Genomic DNA, 15,412 nt, shown 5'->3' on the forward strand with positions numbered 1-15,412 from the left:
GCCCTATCTCTCTGGTCACGAGGCCGGAAGCCACACAGCCCGGTATTCAACCCAAAAATGAATGATTGGACTTCTCAAAGGAGAGCTATCAAATGAAAATTCGTCCATTACACGATCGCGTAATCGTGAAGCGTAAAGAAGTGGAAGCTAAGTCAGCGGGTGGCATCGTGCTGACCGGTTCTGCTGCAGGCAAATCCACGCGCGGTGAAGTGCTGGCTGTGGGTAAAGGCCGTATTCTTGAAAGTGGCGAAGTGAAGCCGCTGGATGTGAAAGTGGGTGACGTTGTGATTTTCAGCGAAGGCTACGGTGCCAAAACGGAGAAAATCGACAATGAAGAAGTCCTGATCATCTCTGAAAGCGACATTCTGGCGATTGTTGAAGCGTAAGTTTTACGCGTAATTCACTGAACGAAACGAATTTAAGGGAAATTTGAAATGGCAGCTAAAGACGTAAAATTCGGTAATGACGCACGCGTAAAAATGTTGCGTGGCGTAAACGTACTGGCAGATGCAGTAAAAGTTACCCTGGGTCCTAAAGGCCGTAACGTAGTTCTGGATAAATCTTTTGGTGCACCGACCATCACGAAAGATGGCGTTTCTGTTGCGCGTGAAATCGAGCTGGAAGACAAGTTCGAAAACATGGGTGCGCAGATGGTGAAAGAAGTTGCCTCTAAAGCCAACGATGCGGCGGGCGACGGTACCACCACGGCAACCGTACTGGCGCAGTCCATCATCACCGAAGGCCTGAAGGCCGTTGCGGCGGGCATGAACCCGATGGATCTGAAGCGCGGTATCGACCAGGCGGTTGTTGCTGCAGTTGAAGAACTGAAAAAACTGTCTGTGCCTTGCTCAGACTCTAAAGCGATTGCGCAGGTGGGTACCATCTCTGCAAACTCTGATGAAACCGTCGGTACCCTGATCGCGCAGGCGATGGAAAAAGTGGGTAAAGAAGGCGTTATCACCGTTGAAGAAGGCACCGGTCTGCAAGACGAGCTGGACGTGGTTGAAGGTATGCAGTTCGACCGCGGTTACCTGTCTCCGTACTTCATCAACAAGCCAGAAACAGGCGCAGTAGAACTGGAATCCCCGTTCATCCTGCTGGCTGACAAGAAAATTTCTAACATTCGCGAAATGCTGCCAGTGCTGGAAGCCGTTGCGAAAGCAGGCAAACCGCTGCTGATCATCGCGGAAGACGTAGAAGGCGAAGCGCTGGCTACCCTGGTGGTGAACACCATGCGTGGTATCGTGAAAGTGGCTGCGGTTAAAGCACCTGGCTTCGGCGATCGTCGTAAAGCGATGCTGCAGGATATCGCTATCCTGACTGGCGGTACCGTTATCTCTGAAGAGATCGGTATGGAGCTGGAAAAAGCTGCGCTGGAAGATCTGGGTCAGGCGAAGCGTGTGGTTATCAATAAAGACACCACCACTATCATCGATGGCGTGGGTGAAGAAAGCACCATCCAGGGCCGCGTTACCCAGATTCGTCAGCAGATCGAAGAAGCGACCTCTGACTACGACAAAGAAAAACTGCAGGAGCGTGTGGCTAAACTGGCAGGCGGCGTAGCCGTACTGAAAGTAGGCGCAGCGACTGAAGTTGAAATGAAAGAGAAGAAAGCGCGCGTTGAAGATGCCCTGCACGCAACCCGTGCTGCGGTTGAGGAAGGCGTGGTTGCAGGTGGTGGTGTGGCACTGGTTCGTGTGGCAGCACAGCTGTCAGAACTGCGTGGCCAGAACGAAGACCAGAACGTGGGTATCAAAGTTGCGCTGCGCGCAATGGAAGCTCCGCTGCGTCAAATCGTTTCTAACGCCGGTGAAGAGCCTTCTGTTGTTGCCAACAACGTGAAAGCGGGCGACGGTAACTACGGTTACAACGCGCAGACTGAAGAATACGGCAACATGATCGACTTCGGTATTCTGGACCCAACCAAAGTGACCCGTTCTGCACTGCAGTACGCGGCGTCGGTTGCTGGCCTGATGATCACCACCGAATGTATGGTCACTGACCTGCCGAAAAGCGATGCGCCAGATTTAGGTGCAGGCGCTGGCGGTATGGGTGGCATGGGCGGAATGGGCGGCATGATGTAATTGCCCCCTGACCCTTGCGTCACAGGAACCCCCGATCGGAAACGGTCGGGGGTTTTTCTTTTGCTGAGGAAAAGGTATAAGTAGTGGCGCAACGGTTACGTTGGCACGGATTAGGGCAATGAATGTGCAGAAAAAATGCGTGTTTTTCTGCTACGCTGCCATCCGACTCTGATGATAATAAATGGGGATTATAATGCGGATTAACCTCTTGCTCGGTCTGACGGCTGGCGCGTTATTGCTTGCGGGCTGCAGCAGCTCAACCGAACTCTCTTCTGCAGGTCAGCGCGTCACCTTTACCGATCAGCAGCCTGGCAAACAGTGTCAGCTTCTGGGCACCCTGACCGGCTCACAAAGTAACTGGTTAAGCGGAGCCGGTGGTGAAACCAGCGCACTGCGTGGTGCGGCTAACGATCTGCGTAACCGTGCAGCAGAAATGGGCGGTAACGTGATTTACGGTGCGACCAGCCCGACACAAAACCTGCTTTCAGCGTTTGCACCACTCGACAGTAAAATGACCGGCCAGGTTTATAAGTGCCCTAACTGATCGGGCAATGAACTGGCAAGATTTCTGAGACGACCGGCCCGCGTGCCGGTCGTTTTTTTATGCGCTGATGAAATGAAAGAGGCTGTATTTGTTTGAAGTGCAACCGTTCCGCGAGGCTTTGCTTCAGTGCCGAAACAGGGCTTGTCAGGGCCGGATTATTCCTGCCGAAGTTGCAGATCCAGGGGGGTTTTACTGGGCTCCCCCCCGATTTCGCGCGCCAGCTTCGGTACCAGATAACCGGAGACCAAAGGCAGCAGATCGCGCATCAGGGCACGCGCGTCCTGATCCGAAACATAAAAATGCGCCGCGCCCTGCACTTTATCCAGTACGTGCAGGTAGTAGGGCAGAATGCCCGCATCAAACAGTGCGTTGCTCAATGCCGCAAGGCATTGCGCCCGATCGTTCACGCCGCGCAGCAACACGCTCTGATTGAGTAGCGTTACGCCAGCGCGCTTAAGGCGCGTCATGGCGTCGCAGAGGGCGTCATCGATCTCGTTGGCATGATTGATGTGGGTGACCATCAGAACCTGCAGGCGCGTTTCCGCCAGCGTCTGACAGAGCGCCTGCGTAATGCGCGCAGGGATCACCACCGGCAGTCGGCTGTGAATGCGTAACCGTTTCAGATGGGGAATGGCAGCCAGCGCCTCAATCAGCCAGGCGAGTTCATGATCTTTCGCCATTAACGGATCGCCGCCAGAAAAGATGATCTCATCCAGTTCAGGGTGATCGGCAATATAATCAAGCGCTGCCTGCCAGTTACGCTTATTGCCCTGATTATCCTGATAAGGAAAATGACGGCGGAAGCAGTAACGGCAATTCACGGCGCAGCCACCTTTGACCAGCAGCAGGGCCCGGTTTTGGTATTTGTGCAGTAATCCCGGCACCACGCTGTTTTGCTCATCTAACGGATCGGTGCTATAACCTGGCGCTTCAATGAATTCCTGGCGGCTGGTCAATACCTGAAGCAAAAGGGGATCCTGCGCATCGCCTTTTTTCATCCGCTGGATAAATGCGCGCGGCACGCGCAGGGCAAAAAGCCGACGTGCATCGCTGCCAGCAGCCAGATCCGGAAGATGATCGAGCGCTAAAAGTTGCAGTAATTCATGAGGATCAGTGACAACATCAGCAAGTTGCTGCAACCAATCTTCTCTGGAAGGGGAATTTAGGGTTACAATGTGTGCCATTTTTTTGGCTATTACCAGTTAATATCTACAGAGGGCCTTTATGGCGACTTATCTTAGCAACGATTTCCGTACCGGTCTTAAAATCATGTTCGAAGGCGAGCCTTATGCCATCGAATCAAGCGAGTTTGTTAAGCCGGGTAAAGGTCAGGCGTTTGCACGTGTAAAAATGCGTCGTCTGCTGACCGGTTCACGCGTTGAGAAAACCTTCAAATCAACCGATTCTGCCGAAGGCGCAGACGTGAAGGATATGACGCTGCAGTACTCTTACAACGACGGCGATTTCTACTACTTCATGCACCCGGAAAGCTTTGAGCAGTACCAGGTTGAAGCTAAAGTGCTGGATGAAGTACAGAAGTGGTTGCAGGACAATGCGGAGTGTATCGTAACCTTGTGGAACGATAAACCGATTGCAGTTCAGCCACCGAACTTTATCGAAGCGGAAGTGATTGAAACTGACCCAGGCCTGAAAGGCGATACCGCGGGTACAGGCGGCAAGCCTGCCACGCTGTCTACCGGCGCCGTCATTAAAGTACCTTTATTCGTTCAGATTGGCGAGGTGGTGAAAGTGGACACCCGCTCTGGCGAATACGTTTCACGCGTAAAATAATCCTGAGAGGCGCATCCTTTGATGCGCCTTTTTTATGTGAGTTTCAACAATGAAAAAACTGGCAAAACTTATCGCGCTGGCGTTGCTGGTCTCTTCTGGACTGAGCGCCTGTAATACCTTTCACGGTTTTGGCGAGGATGTTTCTCACCTGGGTGGGGCTATTTCTCGCGCCGCGAAGTAACACGGCAGAATTTCCTTTTTTCAGCGGGTTAGGCTCGCAGCGTGGCGTAATCGGTCTATGCTTTAAAAGCTGTACTTTTAATGCAACGTAAAAAAGGAACTGGCTTATGTTAAAGAAAAGTATTGTTGCGATTTTTTCTGTGGTGATGTTATCAGCATTGTTGTCAGGCTGTAATACCACGCGTGGCGTTGGCGAAGACGTTGAAGCAGGCGGTCAGGCGATTCAACGTAGCGCGCAGTAAGCTCCAAAAACCGGTACGAACGTCTTTCGTACCGGCTTTATTTTCTCTTCTATCCCTGTTTTACCCAAATCAACTCGTCCACCGGGAAACCGGCCTGACGTGCCTGCTGTACCAGCTTTTGCTTCACGTCGTTGTCCAGCTGCGGCGTGCGGGACAGAATCCATAAATAGTGGCGGTTAGGTCCGCAGACCAGCGCATAGCGGTAGTCGGGATCCAGCGCGATAACGTTATAGCCACCATAAAAGGGGCCAAAGAAAGAAACTTTGAGCGCGGCGCGTTGTTTGTCGCCGGTAAAGTAAGCTTTGCCCACGCTCTCCTGCCAGCGCTGCTTTTTCGGGTTATAGCCGCGGTTAACCACCTTGAGGCCGCCGTCTTCCCGAGGACTGTAGTTTGCCGTCACCTGTTCAAGACCGCGTTCAAAGCCGTGATTCAGCCGGGCGATCTCATACCATTGACCGAGATAACGCTCACTGTCGAAGTGTTCAACGACGGTAACATTCTTCGGCGGTGTGGTTGAGCAGGCAACGGACAAGAAGGTACTCAGGCTGGCGACCAGTGTTTTCCATGGAGACATAAAAAGATTCCTTTGTTATTTAACCTGTTAATTATAGAACCCGGCCAGTTTATTGGACAGTTTTGCGCCATGATTGTCTGGCACCGCCATTGCGAGTAGACTTCCCACCCTTATTTGTATCAGGAGTCATCACCATGAGTGAAACGGCAAGCTGGCAACCGGGCGCGTCCATTGCCAATTTAATTAAACGCGCAGGCATTGTGGCTGAAGTGCGTCGTTTCTTTGCCGATCGTGGCGTACTGGAAGTGGATACGCCAGCCATGAGTCAGGCGACCGTCACCGATATCCATCTGGTGCCTTTCCAGACGCGGTTTGTCGGCCCCGGCATGTCCGACGGATGCGACCTCTGGCTGATGACCAGCCCGGAATACCATATGAAACGCCTGCTGGCAGCCGGTAGCGGGCCGATTTATCAGATGGGACGTTGTTTCCGCAATGAAGAGGCCGGACGGCACCACAATCCTGAATTCACCATGCTGGAGTGGTATCGCCCCCATTATGATATGTACCGGCTGATGAACGAAGTGGACGATTTGCTTCAGCAGGTGCTGGAGTGCGACAGCGCGGAATCCCTCTCATATCAGCAGGCGTTTATTCGTCATCTTGATCTGGACCCGCTTTCTGCGGATAAAACGCAATTGCGGGAGGCCGCAGAAAAGCTGGGTGAGGGCGAGCTGGCGAATCGGGAAGAGGATCGCGATACCTTGCTGATGCTGCTGTTTATGTTGGGCGTGGAACCCAAAATTGGTCAGGATAAGCCCTGTTTTGTCTATCACTTTCCGGCCAGCCAGGCGGCACTGGCGGAGATCAGCACAGAAGACCATCGCGTTGCCGAACGCTTTGAGGTTTATTACAAGGGCATTGAACTGGCGAACGGCTTCCGTGAACTGACGGACAGCCGTGAACAGCGTCAGCGTTTTGAACAGGATAATCGCCGCCGTGCAGCACGCGGGCTGCCGCAGCACCCGATTGATCATTACCTGCTGGCGGCGCTGGAACATGGCATGCCAGCCTGTTCAGGCGTGGCGCTGGGCATAGATCGGTTGATTATGCTGGCACTGAAGGCCGACTCGCTGAGTGAGGTTATCGCCTTTCCGGTAGACCGCTGCTAGTCAAGGCTTCGCGCCAGCTTACGCTGAGAAGCCTACTGACCTGAGCCAGAAACAGACAAGGCCGCGCAATGCGCGGCCTTGTCTGTTTTTTTCCGTGGGACGGGCGTTCCCGTCAAAATATTTTGCCTACTGACTGTTGTCCGGAAACTCCTGAATCGTCACCGGCAGGGTCAGCTTCTTATCATTACGCAGCACCTGGACATCAATCACTGAGCCGGGACGAATTTCGGCAACCTGGTCCATGGTTTCCTGTGCCGATATAGCCGGTTTTCCGTTTACGCTCAGCAACACATCGTTAGGCTCAATACCGGCTTTATCCGCCGGACCGCCGGGCGTAACGACGCTGACGATAATCCCCTGAACTCTGTCCAGACTGTTTCCCTGACCGTGCAGCGGGGGCACTTCGCGCCCTGTGATACCGATGTAGCCACGTATAACCCGGCCATCGCGAATCAGCTTATCCATGATTTTCGACGCGAGTGCGGTGGGAATGGCAAAACCGATTCCCTCGGGCGTTTCACCGTCGCTGCTTTTGTCGAAGGTCAGGGTGTTAATTCCCATCAGCTCGCCCAGCGAATTGATTAACGCGCCACCGGAGTTGCCCTGGTTAATGGAGGCATCGGTCTGCAGGAAATTCTGGCGGCCTGACGAGCTCAGTCCGACCCGACCCGTTGCGCTGATAATGCCCTGCGTGACCGTTTGCCCAAGGTTATAGGGGTTACCAATAGCCATCACGACATCGCCAATGTGTGCGACACGTTTAGGGTTAATGGGGATCACCGGCAGATTCGGCGCGGTGATTTTCAGCACCGCTAAATCGGTCATCGCATCCGACCCAACCAGCGTCGCCTCGAAGAAGCGGCCATCCTGCAGGGCGACGATGATTTGATCGGCATTATTAATGACGTGCTTGTTGGTCAGAATATAGCCTTTGGCATTCATAATCACGCCGGAACCCAGCGTGGTGATACCACGGTTATTGTTCCCTTGCGTACTGCGGTTATAAACGTTGACCACGGCAGGCACAGCGCGGCGCACCCCTTGATTGAAGCCAAAGGGCGTTTCATCGTTACTGTCATTTTGACTATAGAGGGCAGCACCGCCCAAACGCAGTGCGGGCAACGCTGCGAGCAAGATGCCCGCAACAATCAGTCCCAACACCACTGAACGCAAAAGTTTAAGAAACATGGTGTTAAATCACGTCAGGGGAGAACGTTGGGGAGAATACCATGCGCGAGGCGGACACACACGTGCTTGTGTCCGCCATTATGCGTGGTTTATCTCAATAACAGATAGATGCTTTCCTGACCGCGCACGACATTCAGCGCCAGCACTGGTGGTTTGGCTTCCAGCACTTTGCGCATTTCGGCAATATTCTGAACGCGCGTGCGGTTAACGCCAATGATGACATCATCTTTTTGCAGGCCCACTTGTTCAGCCGGCGTGCCTTTTTCGATGCCGTCAATCTTCACGCCTTTATCACCGGTTTTCGTCTGACCATCGCTCAGCGTGGCACCCTGAAGAGCCGGTGACAGCAGTTGTGCGCTGGCGGTTGTCTGAGCACTCTGTTCAAGAGTGACCTCAACGCTGACGGGTTTGCCTTCACGCAGCAGGCCCAGCTTCACTTTCTCGCCGGGTGCCGTGGTGCCGATTTTTACGCGCAACTCAGCAAAACTGGTGATGGGTTTATCATTCACAGAAACAATGATATCTCCCGACTTAATACCGGCTTTCTGTGCCGCCGACTGCGGCAGAACTTCAGACACGAAAGCACCGCGTTGGGCATCGACGTTAAACGCCTTGGCCATATCCGCAGTCATTTCCGTGCCTTTAATGCCAAGCTGACCGCGTTTGACTTCGCCATACTTAATCAACTGATCGGCCAGGTTGATTGCCATATCGCTTGGAATCGCAAAGCCAATGCCGATATTACCGCCGCTGGAGGCGAGGATGGCGGTGTTAATACCAATCAGTTCGCCGTTTAAATTCACCAGCGCACCGCCGGAGTTACCGCGGTTGATGGCGGCATCCGTCTGGATAAAGTTCTCCAGCCCCTCAAGATTCAGTCCGCTGCGGCCCAGTGCCGAAATAATCCCGGACGTAGCCGTCTGGCCCAGCCCAAAGGGATTACCAATAGCGACGGCAAAATCGCCCACCTTAAGTTGGTCGGAATCCGCGACTTTAATCTGCGTCAGGTTCTTAGCGCCCTGGATCTGAATCAGGGCAATATCCGTTTGTTCATCGTGACCGATGAGTTTGGCGTCATATTCACTGCCGTCGCCCAACTGGACATTGATTTTATCGGCGCCGTTGACCACGTGGTTGTTCGTTAACACGTAGCCCTTCGAGGCGTCGATAATGACGCCGGAACCCAGGCCTTCAAACGGTTGTGGCTGAGACTGACCGCCGCCAGGCAGTTGGCCAAAGAAACGCTTTAAGGGTTCAGGAATATCCTGGGCCTGTGAATCCGACTGCGTGCCTTCAACATGCACACTGACCACGGCAGGTAACACTTTTTCCAGCATCGGTGCCAGGCTGGGCAGTGGCTGCCCCTGAATCTGTGCAGGTAGCGTCGCCATTGCGCCGGGCGCAGCGGCAAGACTCATTCCAATACTCAAGGCTAACGCGCTTAACAGTCGTGCTTGTTTTTTCATTGCTACAACGCTCTCGCTGCAAAAAGTGGGGGGAATAAATCAGTGAGACAGCCGTTTGCGGCCGGGGTTCGCAAAAACAGCGGGCACAGCGTGGCTGTGCCCGATACGCTTAGTCGCGCACGGCGCGTTCACCGCGCAGTAAACCGGAAGCGCCTTCTGAGTAATCGCGTGGCATCTGAACCGGTACCTGATCGTTATCGGCTTCCGCTTCGGTCAGTTGCCAGGCAAAGGGATTTTTGTCGCCAGGCATGTTTGGCAGCAGGTCATTAGATCCTTTCGCCATATGCTGGTAAAGCTGACGGTAATCGCGTGCCATGTTGTCAAGCAGCTCGGCGCTTTGCGCAAAGTGGTTGGTCAGCTCTTCACGATAATCAGCCAGTTCGGCTTTCGTTTTATCCAGCTCATACTGCATGCTGCGCTGCTCGCGCAGTTTCCTGTTGCCAAAACGCATGGCTACTGCGCCGACAATGATACCTACCACTAAACCAATTAGCCCGTATTCCCAGGTCATAATGACTCCCGTGTTATTTCCGTTGTTCCGTAGGGCGTTGCACCACTTAATAATAGTCACTATACCCGTTAATCTTATGGATGTGGAACTCTGGAGCGCCATGCCTTAGTGTAGAGCGGCCTTTTTTTCGACAAACGATGTGTGAATAAGACAACATTCAGGGACACTGAGCGAACCATGCAAACCTCATCTCCGCTTGCCCGCTATGAGCAGGCGCTATCGCAGGGCGATTTTAAGCCCGACGATGTACAACGTGAAGCGATCACCCGCTTAGATGCTATCCAGCAAGGGCTCATCGCCCGCCAGCAGACGACTGAACCTGCCTCGCAGGGGTTGTTTGGTCGTCTGTCGAAGCTGATGGGTAAAGAGAAATCCCAGGTCAAAACGCCGGTACGTGGCTTGTATATGTGGGGCGGCGTGGGGCGCGGGAAAACCTGGGTCATGGATCTGTTTTTTCAGTCTATTCCTGGCAACCGCAAGCTGCGCTTACACTTTCACCGCTTTATGCTGCGCGTGCACGAAGAGCTGACCGAACTGCAGGGGCACAGCGATCCGCTGCTGATCATCGCCGATCGCTTCAAAGCCGAAACCGATATTTTGTGCTTTGACGAATTTTTTGTGTCCGATATTACGGATGCCATGTTGCTGGGCACGTTAATGGAAGCGTTGTTCGAACGGGGCATCAGCCTGGTCGCCACCTCGAATATTCCGCCCGATAACCTCTATAAAAACGGTTTACAGCGCGCGCGTTTCCTGCCGGCCATTGAGCAGATCAAGCAACATTGTGACGTCATGAACGTTGATGCGGGCATTGATTACCGTCTGCGCACGCTGACGTCGGCGCATCTGTGGAAGTCTCCTTTAGGGCCAGAAACTTACGCCGATATGGATCGCATGTTCCAGGCGCTGTCAGGGGAAAAACGCGACAGCGCACCGGTGCTGGAGATCAACCATCGCAAAATGCCCACGCTGGGTGTCAGTGAAGGCGTGGTGGCAATCGACTTCAAAACCCTGTGTGGGGAAGGGCGCAGCCAGCACGATTACATCGAACTGTCGCGCCGCTTTCACAGCGTGCTGCTGTTTGATGTGCCGGTCATGATTTATAAAACGGAAGATCAGGCGCGGCGTTTTCTGGCGCTGGTGGATGAGTTTTACGAGCGCCATGTCAAACTGGTCGTCGCCGCGGAAACCTCGCTGTTCGAAATTTATCAGGGCACGCGCCTGAAATTTGAATACCAGCGCTGCCTGTCGCGTTTGCAGGAAATGCAGAGCGAAGAGTATCTGCGGCTGGCGCATTTACCCTGAGATTCCGGGTAATAAATGAAAATAGAGTTCGATTTTTGTAATCGACTTCTCTATAATCTTGCGACCCCACGTTACGGCACTGGATTTTTTTCCCAAATCCTCTGCGCGCCGGTAACGCTATCCGAAGGGGTGGCTTGCTGGTCAAAATGGTCGTGTGAGCCTCATTCGTTTACTTAAGCGTTTGGGATTTCACCAACGTGTAACTTAATTTGGGTAAGCTTTTCGATGAAAACTTTTACAGCTAAACCAGAAACCGTCCAACGTGACTGGTATGTTGTTGACGCAACTGGCAAAACCTTGGGTCGCCTGGCGACTGAACTGGCACGCCGTCTGCGTGGTAAGCATAAAGCGGAATACACTCCGCACGTTGATACAGGTGATTACATCATCGTTCTGAACGCTGAGAAAGTTGCTGTCACCGGCAACAAGCGTTCTGACAAGATTTACTATCACCACACTGGTCACATCGGTGGTATCAAACAGGCGACCTTTGAAGAGATGATTGCTCGCCGTCCTGAGCGCGTGATTGAGATCGCGGTTAAAGGCATGCTGCCGAAGGGCCCGCTGGGTCGTGCTATGTACCGTAAACTGAAAGTTTACGCAGGTAACGAGCACAACCATGCGGCACAGCAACCGCAAGTTCTTGACATTTAATCGGGATTAAAGGCAATGGCTGAAACTCAAAACTACGGCACTGGTCGCCGCAAAAGCTCATCCGCACGCGTCTTCATCAAGCCGGGTAGCGGTAACATCGTCATCAACCAACGCTCTCTGGAGCAGTATTTCGGTCGTGAGACTGCACGCATGGTCGTGCGTCAGCCTCTGGAACTGGTTGATATGGTTGGCAAACTGGACCTGTACATCACCGTTAAAGGTGGTGGTATCTCTGGTCAGGCAGGCGCGATCCGTCACGGTATCACCCGCGCTCTGATGGAGTATGATGAGTCACTGCGTGGCGAACTGCGTAAAGCAGGCTTCGTTACTCGCGATGCTCGTCAGGTTGAACGTAAGAAAGTCGGCCTGCGTAAAGCACGTCGTCGTCCTCAGTTCTCCAAACGTTAATTGTTGCTGCTTCGGCAGTCACAGTTGGCACAAAAAACCCGCTTCGGCGGGTTTTTTGCTTTTCATGCCAGGCGGCGCAGTCACAGAAAACAACAATGCTGTTCGCATTTTACCCGCAAAAATGCATTCCCCCGCCCACAAGCTGCCTAAAATCTGGTAAACTCCCTGTCACTTTGCGCCCGCAAGCTGGCGCGTTATGCGCCTGGCATCAGTCGGGAGTGGTTAGCGCGGATTGCGAGCGAGTTCTATGAGCAGGTGAGTCGCCGTGTGGTTGGCCATTCGCAGTAACTTTTTGTGAACAAACTGGGAGGTTTTCATGGCTGTCGCTGCCAACAAACGTTCGGTAATGACGCTGTTTTCTGGTCCTACTGACATTTTTAGCCATCAGGTGCGTATTGTGCTGGCCGAGAAAGGTGTCAGCGTAGAGATCGAGCAGGTCGAAATGGATAACCTGCCGCAGGATCTGATTGACCTCAATCCGTACCGTACTGTGCCGACGCTGGTTGATCGCGAACTGACACTGTATGAATCACGCATCATCATGGAATACCTTGATGAGCGTTTCCCACACCCGCCTTTGATGCCGGTTTATCCGGTTGCGCGTGGCGAAAGCCGTTTGATGATGCACCGTATCGAGCAAGACTGGTACAGCCTGATGAGAAAGGTCGAGAACAGCAGCGGTCAGGAAGCCGAAGCGGCGCGTAAGCAGCTGCGTGAAGAGTTACTGGCGATTGCCCCCCTGTTTGGACGTTCACCTTTCTTTATGAGCGACGAGTTCAGCCTGGTTGACTGCTACCTGGCACCGCTGCTGTGGCGCTTACCGTCAATGGGCATCGATCTGCTGGGATCGGGCTCAAAAGAGCTGAAAGGCTATATGAACCGCGTATTTGAACGTGACTCCTTCCTTGCTTCACTGACTGAAGCTGAACGTGAAATGCGCCTGCAAGCCCGGGGCTGATTTATGGAAATGTCGCAACTTACGGCCCGTCGCCCCTATTTGCTGCGGGCTTTTTATGACTGGCTCCTGGATAACCAGCTGACGCCGCATCTGGTGGTCGATATCAACCTGCCGGGCGTTCAGGTTCCGCTGGAATATGCCCGGGACGGTCAGATTGTCCTCAACATTGCGCCGCGCGCTGTAGGCAATCTTGAGCTGGGTAACGAGGAAGTCTCGTTTAATGCCCGCTTTGGTGGCGTGCCGCGCCAGGTGAACGTGCCGATGGCGGCCATTCTGGCCATCTATGCGCGTGAAAACGGTGCGGGGACCATGTTTGAGCCTGAACCGGCTTATGAAGGGGCATCCCAGGCGTTCCCGGAAAATCAGGAAGAGACGGTCATGTCAGTGATTGATGGCGATCGCCCTGACGATGCCAGCGATGACGACAACTCACCTGATGACGATCCGCCACCGCGCGGCGGTCGTCCCGCACTGCGTGTGGTGAAATAACTCAGAATGCCTGTCAGCCGACAGGCATTTTTTTGATCGTCAGAATGATGAGCGAAAAAAAATCCGGGCGCACAGCGTACCCGGATTTTTGCTTTCTGCGGCTGAGATTAGTACACGTCGCGCAGGTAGCGTTTCTCTTTCTTCAACTGATCGATGTAGTCCGCCGCGCGCTCGCTGGACAGACCACCAAACTGGCGTACGATTTCATACAGCGCATTATCCACGTCTTTCGCCATGCGTGAGGCATCACCACAGACGTAGAAATACCCACCTTCCTGCAACCAGGCGTACAGTTCTGCGCCCTGTTCCAGCATGCGGTTTTGCACGTAGACCTTTTTGTCCTGGTCGCGTGAGAACGCCAGATCGAGACGCGTCAGCAAACCGCTCTCATGCCAGGCCGTCAGTTCTTCACGGTAAATGAAGTCATGCTCCTGATGCTGATCGCCAAAGAACAGCCAGTTTTTGCCTTGCGCACCGGTCACCTGACGTTCCTGCAGGAACGCGCGGAAAGGGGCGATGCCGGTACCCGGGCCGACCATGATCATGGGGGCATTGCCGTTGGCCGGGACCCGGAAGGATTTATTCGGCGAAATAAAGATCGCCGGCTTTTCGCCACGACGCACGCGCTCGGCCAGGTAGGTTGAACAGACTCCGCTACGGTTGCGGCCGCCACTGTGATAGCGCACAGCCGCAATCGTCAGGTGAACCTGGTTAGGATGCGCTTTGGAACTGGACGAAATGGAGTAGGCACGGTGCTGCAGCGGACGCAGCAGGGCGACGAACTCAGGCACGCTCAGGCTGCGGGTCAGCTCAAGTTGCAGCAGGTCCAGCGTATCTTTGCCCCACAGCCAGACACCCAGGGCATCTTTATCATCGTGCTGAAGTACGTGACGCAGTTCCTGGTTCGTGGTGTTCTGTCCAACCCACTCAATCAGCTTGCGTGAAGGCTCAGAAATTTCAAACTGGTAGGTCAGCAGATCGCCAAGACTTCTGTCGAAGCCGGGGACGGGCGTCTGATAATCGGCGTTCAGTTGTGTCAGCAACAGGCTGACCAGCGACGGTTCGTTCACCGGGATCACACCCAGCGCATCGCCCGCTTCGTACTTCAGACCGCTGTCAGTCAGATCAAATTCGAAATGGCGAATGTCTTTCGCAGACTGCTCACTCGACAGGCGCTTGTTGGTGATGAGGGCTGCGGCATAAGGATTGGATTTGTTGCTGCCGGGGATGACCGGGGCTTCCGGTGCGCTCTCCAGAACCGTGCCGCTGCTGCCTGCGCTGCTGGCGAACTGTGGCATCGTGCTGTTCAGCCACGCATGCGAAGGCTCTTCATAATCAATATCGCAGTCAATACGATCAACAACACGTTTGGCACCCAGCTGTTCCAGGCGCATATCCAGGAATTTACCGGCCTGGCAGAAACCGTCATAGCCGGTGTCGCCGATAGCCAGAACGGCAAAGTGCATCTGCTCCAGACGCGGTGCGGTACTGGCGGAGATGGCGTCCCAGAATAACTGGGCATTGTCCGGCATTTCACCTTCACCGTAGGTCGAGGTGACGATCAGCACGTGGCGCATTGTGGCAAACACGTCGAGATCCACATCGCCCAGCGCCTGAACGACAGGCACCAGGCCTTTAGCACGGGCCGATTTGGCCGCAGACTGGGCCAGAGCTTCAGCGTTACCGGTCTGCGAACCATAAAGAATGTGCAGTTGGGTCGTTGCAGCGGCGGCGTTGCCCGCGGCAGGTTGCTGTTTGTCTTCTAACACCAGCAAACGGGAGTGCAGGCCAGCCAGAAAGCCCGCCAGCCAGTATTTCTGATCACCATTGAAAGGTGCATCTTCAGGAATGTATGGAATTTTCATGGATACCTTTACTCAATCCCGCTCTTAACCGTCATGTTTCG

Annotated in this window: 18 protein-coding genes; 12 read left to right on the plus strand and 6 right to left on the minus strand. The window is 53.9% G+C overall.

Annotation, left to right across the window (positions count from 1 at the left end; genetic code table 11):
* Positions 1-92 precede the first annotated feature (92 nt).
* The 3 genes from C1N64_RS04875 (at position 93) to C1N64_RS04885 (ending at position 2,628) form a co-directional block, all read left to right on the plus strand.
* The gene (locus C1N64_RS04875) at positions 93-386 is read left to right on the plus strand and encodes a co-chaperone GroES (RefSeq protein WP_006121709.1); all 294 of its coding nucleotides are present in this window, start codon (positions 93-95) and stop codon (positions 384-386) included.
* A 48-nt stretch (positions 387-434) separates the two neighbouring features.
* Positions 435-2,084, plus strand: a complete 1,650-nt coding sequence (gene groL, locus C1N64_RS04880) for a chaperonin GroEL (RefSeq protein WP_006121710.1) — start codon at positions 435-437, stop codon at positions 2,082-2,084.
* Positions 2,085-2,277: 193 nt separating this feature from the next.
* Complete coding sequence (locus C1N64_RS04885) at positions 2,278-2,628, plus strand: DUF4156 domain-containing protein (RefSeq protein WP_006121711.1); 351 nt, start codon at positions 2,278-2,280, stop codon at positions 2,626-2,628.
* A 155-nt stretch (positions 2,629-2,783) separates the two neighbouring features.
* On the opposite strand, the gene epmB is transcribed toward C1N64_RS04885, so the two are convergent.
* A complete protein-coding gene (epmB, locus tag C1N64_RS04890) occupies positions 2,784-3,812 on the minus strand; it encodes an EF-P beta-lysylation protein EpmB (RefSeq protein ID WP_033739151.1) in 1,029 nt (342 codons plus the stop codon).
* Positions 3,813-3,852: 40 nt separating this feature from the next.
* Between epmB and efp the strand changes: the two genes are divergently transcribed.
* The 3 genes from efp (at position 3,853) to C1N64_RS04905 (ending at position 4,841) form a co-directional block, all read left to right on the plus strand.
* Positions 3,853-4,419 carry an elongation factor P gene (efp, locus tag C1N64_RS04895; RefSeq protein ID WP_006121713.1) on the plus strand — a complete coding sequence of 189 codons (567 nt, stop codon included), beginning with the start codon at positions 3,853-3,855 and terminating at the stop codon, positions 4,417-4,419.
* A gap of 49 nt (positions 4,420-4,468) precedes the next feature.
* Positions 4,469-4,600: an entericidin A/B family lipoprotein gene (locus tag C1N64_RS04900; RefSeq protein ID WP_006121714.1), complete on the plus strand. Its 132-nt coding sequence runs from the start codon at positions 4,469-4,471 to the stop codon at positions 4,598-4,600.
* Between the two features lie 106 nt (positions 4,601-4,706).
* On the plus strand, positions 4,707-4,841 hold the full coding sequence (locus C1N64_RS04905; RefSeq protein WP_006121715.1) for an entericidin A/B family lipoprotein: 135 nt from the start codon (positions 4,707-4,709) through the stop codon (positions 4,839-4,841).
* Positions 4,842-4,890: 49 nt separating this feature from the next.
* Here the strand turns inward: C1N64_RS04905 and C1N64_RS04910 are convergent, their stop codons facing one another.
* Positions 4,891-5,415 carry a lipocalin family protein gene (locus C1N64_RS04910; protein ID WP_054634606.1) on the minus strand — a complete coding sequence of 175 codons (525 nt, stop codon included), beginning with the start codon at positions 5,413-5,415 and terminating at the stop codon, positions 4,891-4,893.
* 134 nt (positions 5,416-5,549) lie between these two features.
* Here C1N64_RS04910 and epmA point away from each other — a divergent pair, with 134 nt between their 5' ends.
* A complete protein-coding gene (epmA, locus tag C1N64_RS04915; RefSeq protein WP_033739156.1) occupies positions 5,550-6,527 on the plus strand; it encodes an elongation factor P--(R)-beta-lysine ligase in 978 nt (325 codons plus the stop codon).
* A gap of 126 nt (positions 6,528-6,653) precedes the next feature.
* Here epmA and degS read toward each other — a convergent pair whose 3' ends face one another.
* The 3 genes from degS to zapG form a co-directional block, all read right to left on the minus strand.
* Positions 6,654-7,715 (minus strand): outer membrane-stress sensor serine endopeptidase DegS, encoded by a 1,062-nt coding sequence (gene degS / locus C1N64_RS04920; protein WP_033739158.1) that lies wholly within the window; start codon positions 7,713-7,715, stop codon positions 6,654-6,656.
* 89 nt (positions 7,716-7,804) lie between these two features.
* Positions 7,805-9,181, minus strand: a complete 1,377-nt coding sequence (degQ, locus tag C1N64_RS04925; RefSeq protein ID WP_394515291.1) for a serine endoprotease DegQ — start codon at positions 9,179-9,181, stop codon at positions 7,805-7,807.
* Between the two features lie 109 nt (positions 9,182-9,290).
* Positions 9,291-9,692 (minus strand): Z-ring associated protein ZapG, encoded by a 402-nt coding sequence (gene zapG, locus C1N64_RS04930; RefSeq protein WP_394515292.1) that lies wholly within the window; start codon positions 9,690-9,692, stop codon positions 9,291-9,293.
* Between the two features lie 177 nt (positions 9,693-9,869).
* On the opposite strand from zapG, the gene zapE reads away from it, so the two are divergent.
* The 5 genes from zapE (at position 9,870) to sspB (ending at position 13,506) form a co-directional block, all read left to right on the plus strand.
* Complete coding sequence (gene zapE, locus C1N64_RS04935; protein WP_058702619.1) at positions 9,870-10,997, plus strand: cell division protein ZapE; 1,128 nt, start codon at positions 9,870-9,872, stop codon at positions 10,995-10,997.
* Positions 10,998-11,222: 225 nt separating this feature from the next.
* Entirely contained in the window at positions 11,223-11,651 is a 429-nt protein-coding gene (gene rplM, locus C1N64_RS04940) for a 50S ribosomal protein L13 (protein WP_006121722.1), read from the plus strand.
* A gap of 15 nt (positions 11,652-11,666) precedes the next feature.
* A complete protein-coding gene (gene rpsI, locus C1N64_RS04945; protein WP_006121723.1) occupies positions 11,667-12,059 on the plus strand; it encodes a 30S ribosomal protein S9 in 393 nt (130 codons plus the stop codon).
* A 316-nt stretch (positions 12,060-12,375) separates the two neighbouring features.
* A complete protein-coding gene (gene sspA / locus C1N64_RS04950) occupies positions 12,376-13,017 on the plus strand; it encodes a stringent starvation protein SspA (protein ID WP_033739161.1) in 642 nt (213 codons plus the stop codon).
* Between the two features lie 3 nt (positions 13,018-13,020).
* Entirely contained in the window at positions 13,021-13,506 is a 486-nt protein-coding gene (gene sspB, locus C1N64_RS04955; RefSeq protein ID WP_006121725.1) for a ClpXP protease specificity-enhancing factor, read from the plus strand.
* A gap of 107 nt (positions 13,507-13,613) precedes the next feature.
* Here sspB and C1N64_RS04960 read toward each other — a convergent pair whose 3' ends face one another.
* Positions 13,614-15,371: a sulfite reductase subunit alpha gene (locus C1N64_RS04960; protein WP_006121726.1), complete on the minus strand. Its 1,758-nt coding sequence runs from the start codon at positions 15,369-15,371 to the stop codon at positions 13,614-13,616.
* Between the last annotated feature and the right edge of the window lie 41 nt (positions 15,372-15,412).

This window comes from Pantoea sp. SGAir0215 (genome assembly GCF_043543215.1).

What these genes read in the sequence shown, in the direction of transcription:
- C1N64_RS04875 (WP_006121709.1), top strand. Translation starts at nt 93, where the DNA reads ATGAAAATTCGTCCATTACACGATCGCGTAATCGTGAAGCGTAAAGAA.
- groL (WP_006121710.1), top strand. Translation starts at nt 435, where the DNA reads ATGGCAGCTAAAGACGTAAAATTCGGTAATGACGCACGCGTAAAAATG.
- C1N64_RS04885 (WP_006121711.1), top strand. Translation starts at nt 2,278, where the DNA reads ATGCGGATTAACCTCTTGCTCGGTCTGACGGCTGGCGCGTTATTGCTT.
- epmB (WP_033739151.1), bottom strand. Translation starts at nt 3,812, where the DNA reads ATGGCACACATTGTAACCCTAAATTCCCCTTCCAGAGAAGATTGGTTG.
- efp (WP_006121713.1), top strand. Translation starts at nt 3,853, where the DNA reads ATGGCGACTTATCTTAGCAACGATTTCCGTACCGGTCTTAAAATCATG.
- C1N64_RS04900 (WP_006121714.1), top strand. Translation starts at nt 4,469, where the DNA reads ATGAAAAAACTGGCAAAACTTATCGCGCTGGCGTTGCTGGTCTCTTCT.
- C1N64_RS04905 (WP_006121715.1), top strand. Translation starts at nt 4,707, where the DNA reads ATGTTAAAGAAAAGTATTGTTGCGATTTTTTCTGTGGTGATGTTATCA.
- C1N64_RS04910 (WP_054634606.1), bottom strand. Translation starts at nt 5,415, where the DNA reads ATGTCTCCATGGAAAACACTGGTCGCCAGCCTGAGTACCTTCTTGTCC.
- epmA (WP_033739156.1), top strand. Translation starts at nt 5,550, where the DNA reads ATGAGTGAAACGGCAAGCTGGCAACCGGGCGCGTCCATTGCCAATTTA.
- degS (WP_033739158.1), bottom strand. Translation starts at nt 7,715, where the DNA reads ATGTTTCTTAAACTTTTGCGTTCAGTGGTGTTGGGACTGATTGTTGCG.
- degQ (WP_394515291.1), bottom strand. Translation starts at nt 9,181, where the DNA reads ATGAAAAAACAAGCACGACTGTTAAGCGCGTTAGCCTTGAGTATTGGA.
- zapG (WP_394515292.1), bottom strand. Translation starts at nt 9,692, where the DNA reads ATGACCTGGGAATACGGGCTAATTGGTTTAGTGGTAGGTATCATTGTC.
- zapE (WP_058702619.1), top strand. Translation starts at nt 9,870, where the DNA reads ATGCAAACCTCATCTCCGCTTGCCCGCTATGAGCAGGCGCTATCGCAG.
- rplM (WP_006121722.1), top strand. Translation starts at nt 11,223, where the DNA reads ATGAAAACTTTTACAGCTAAACCAGAAACCGTCCAACGTGACTGGTAT.
- rpsI (WP_006121723.1), top strand. Translation starts at nt 11,667, where the DNA reads ATGGCTGAAACTCAAAACTACGGCACTGGTCGCCGCAAAAGCTCATCC.
- sspA (WP_033739161.1), top strand. Translation starts at nt 12,376, where the DNA reads ATGGCTGTCGCTGCCAACAAACGTTCGGTAATGACGCTGTTTTCTGGT.
- sspB (WP_006121725.1), top strand. Translation starts at nt 13,021, where the DNA reads ATGGAAATGTCGCAACTTACGGCCCGTCGCCCCTATTTGCTGCGGGCT.
- C1N64_RS04960 (WP_006121726.1), bottom strand. Translation starts at nt 15,371, where the DNA reads ATGAAAATTCCATACATTCCTGAAGATGCACCTTTCAATGGTGATCAG.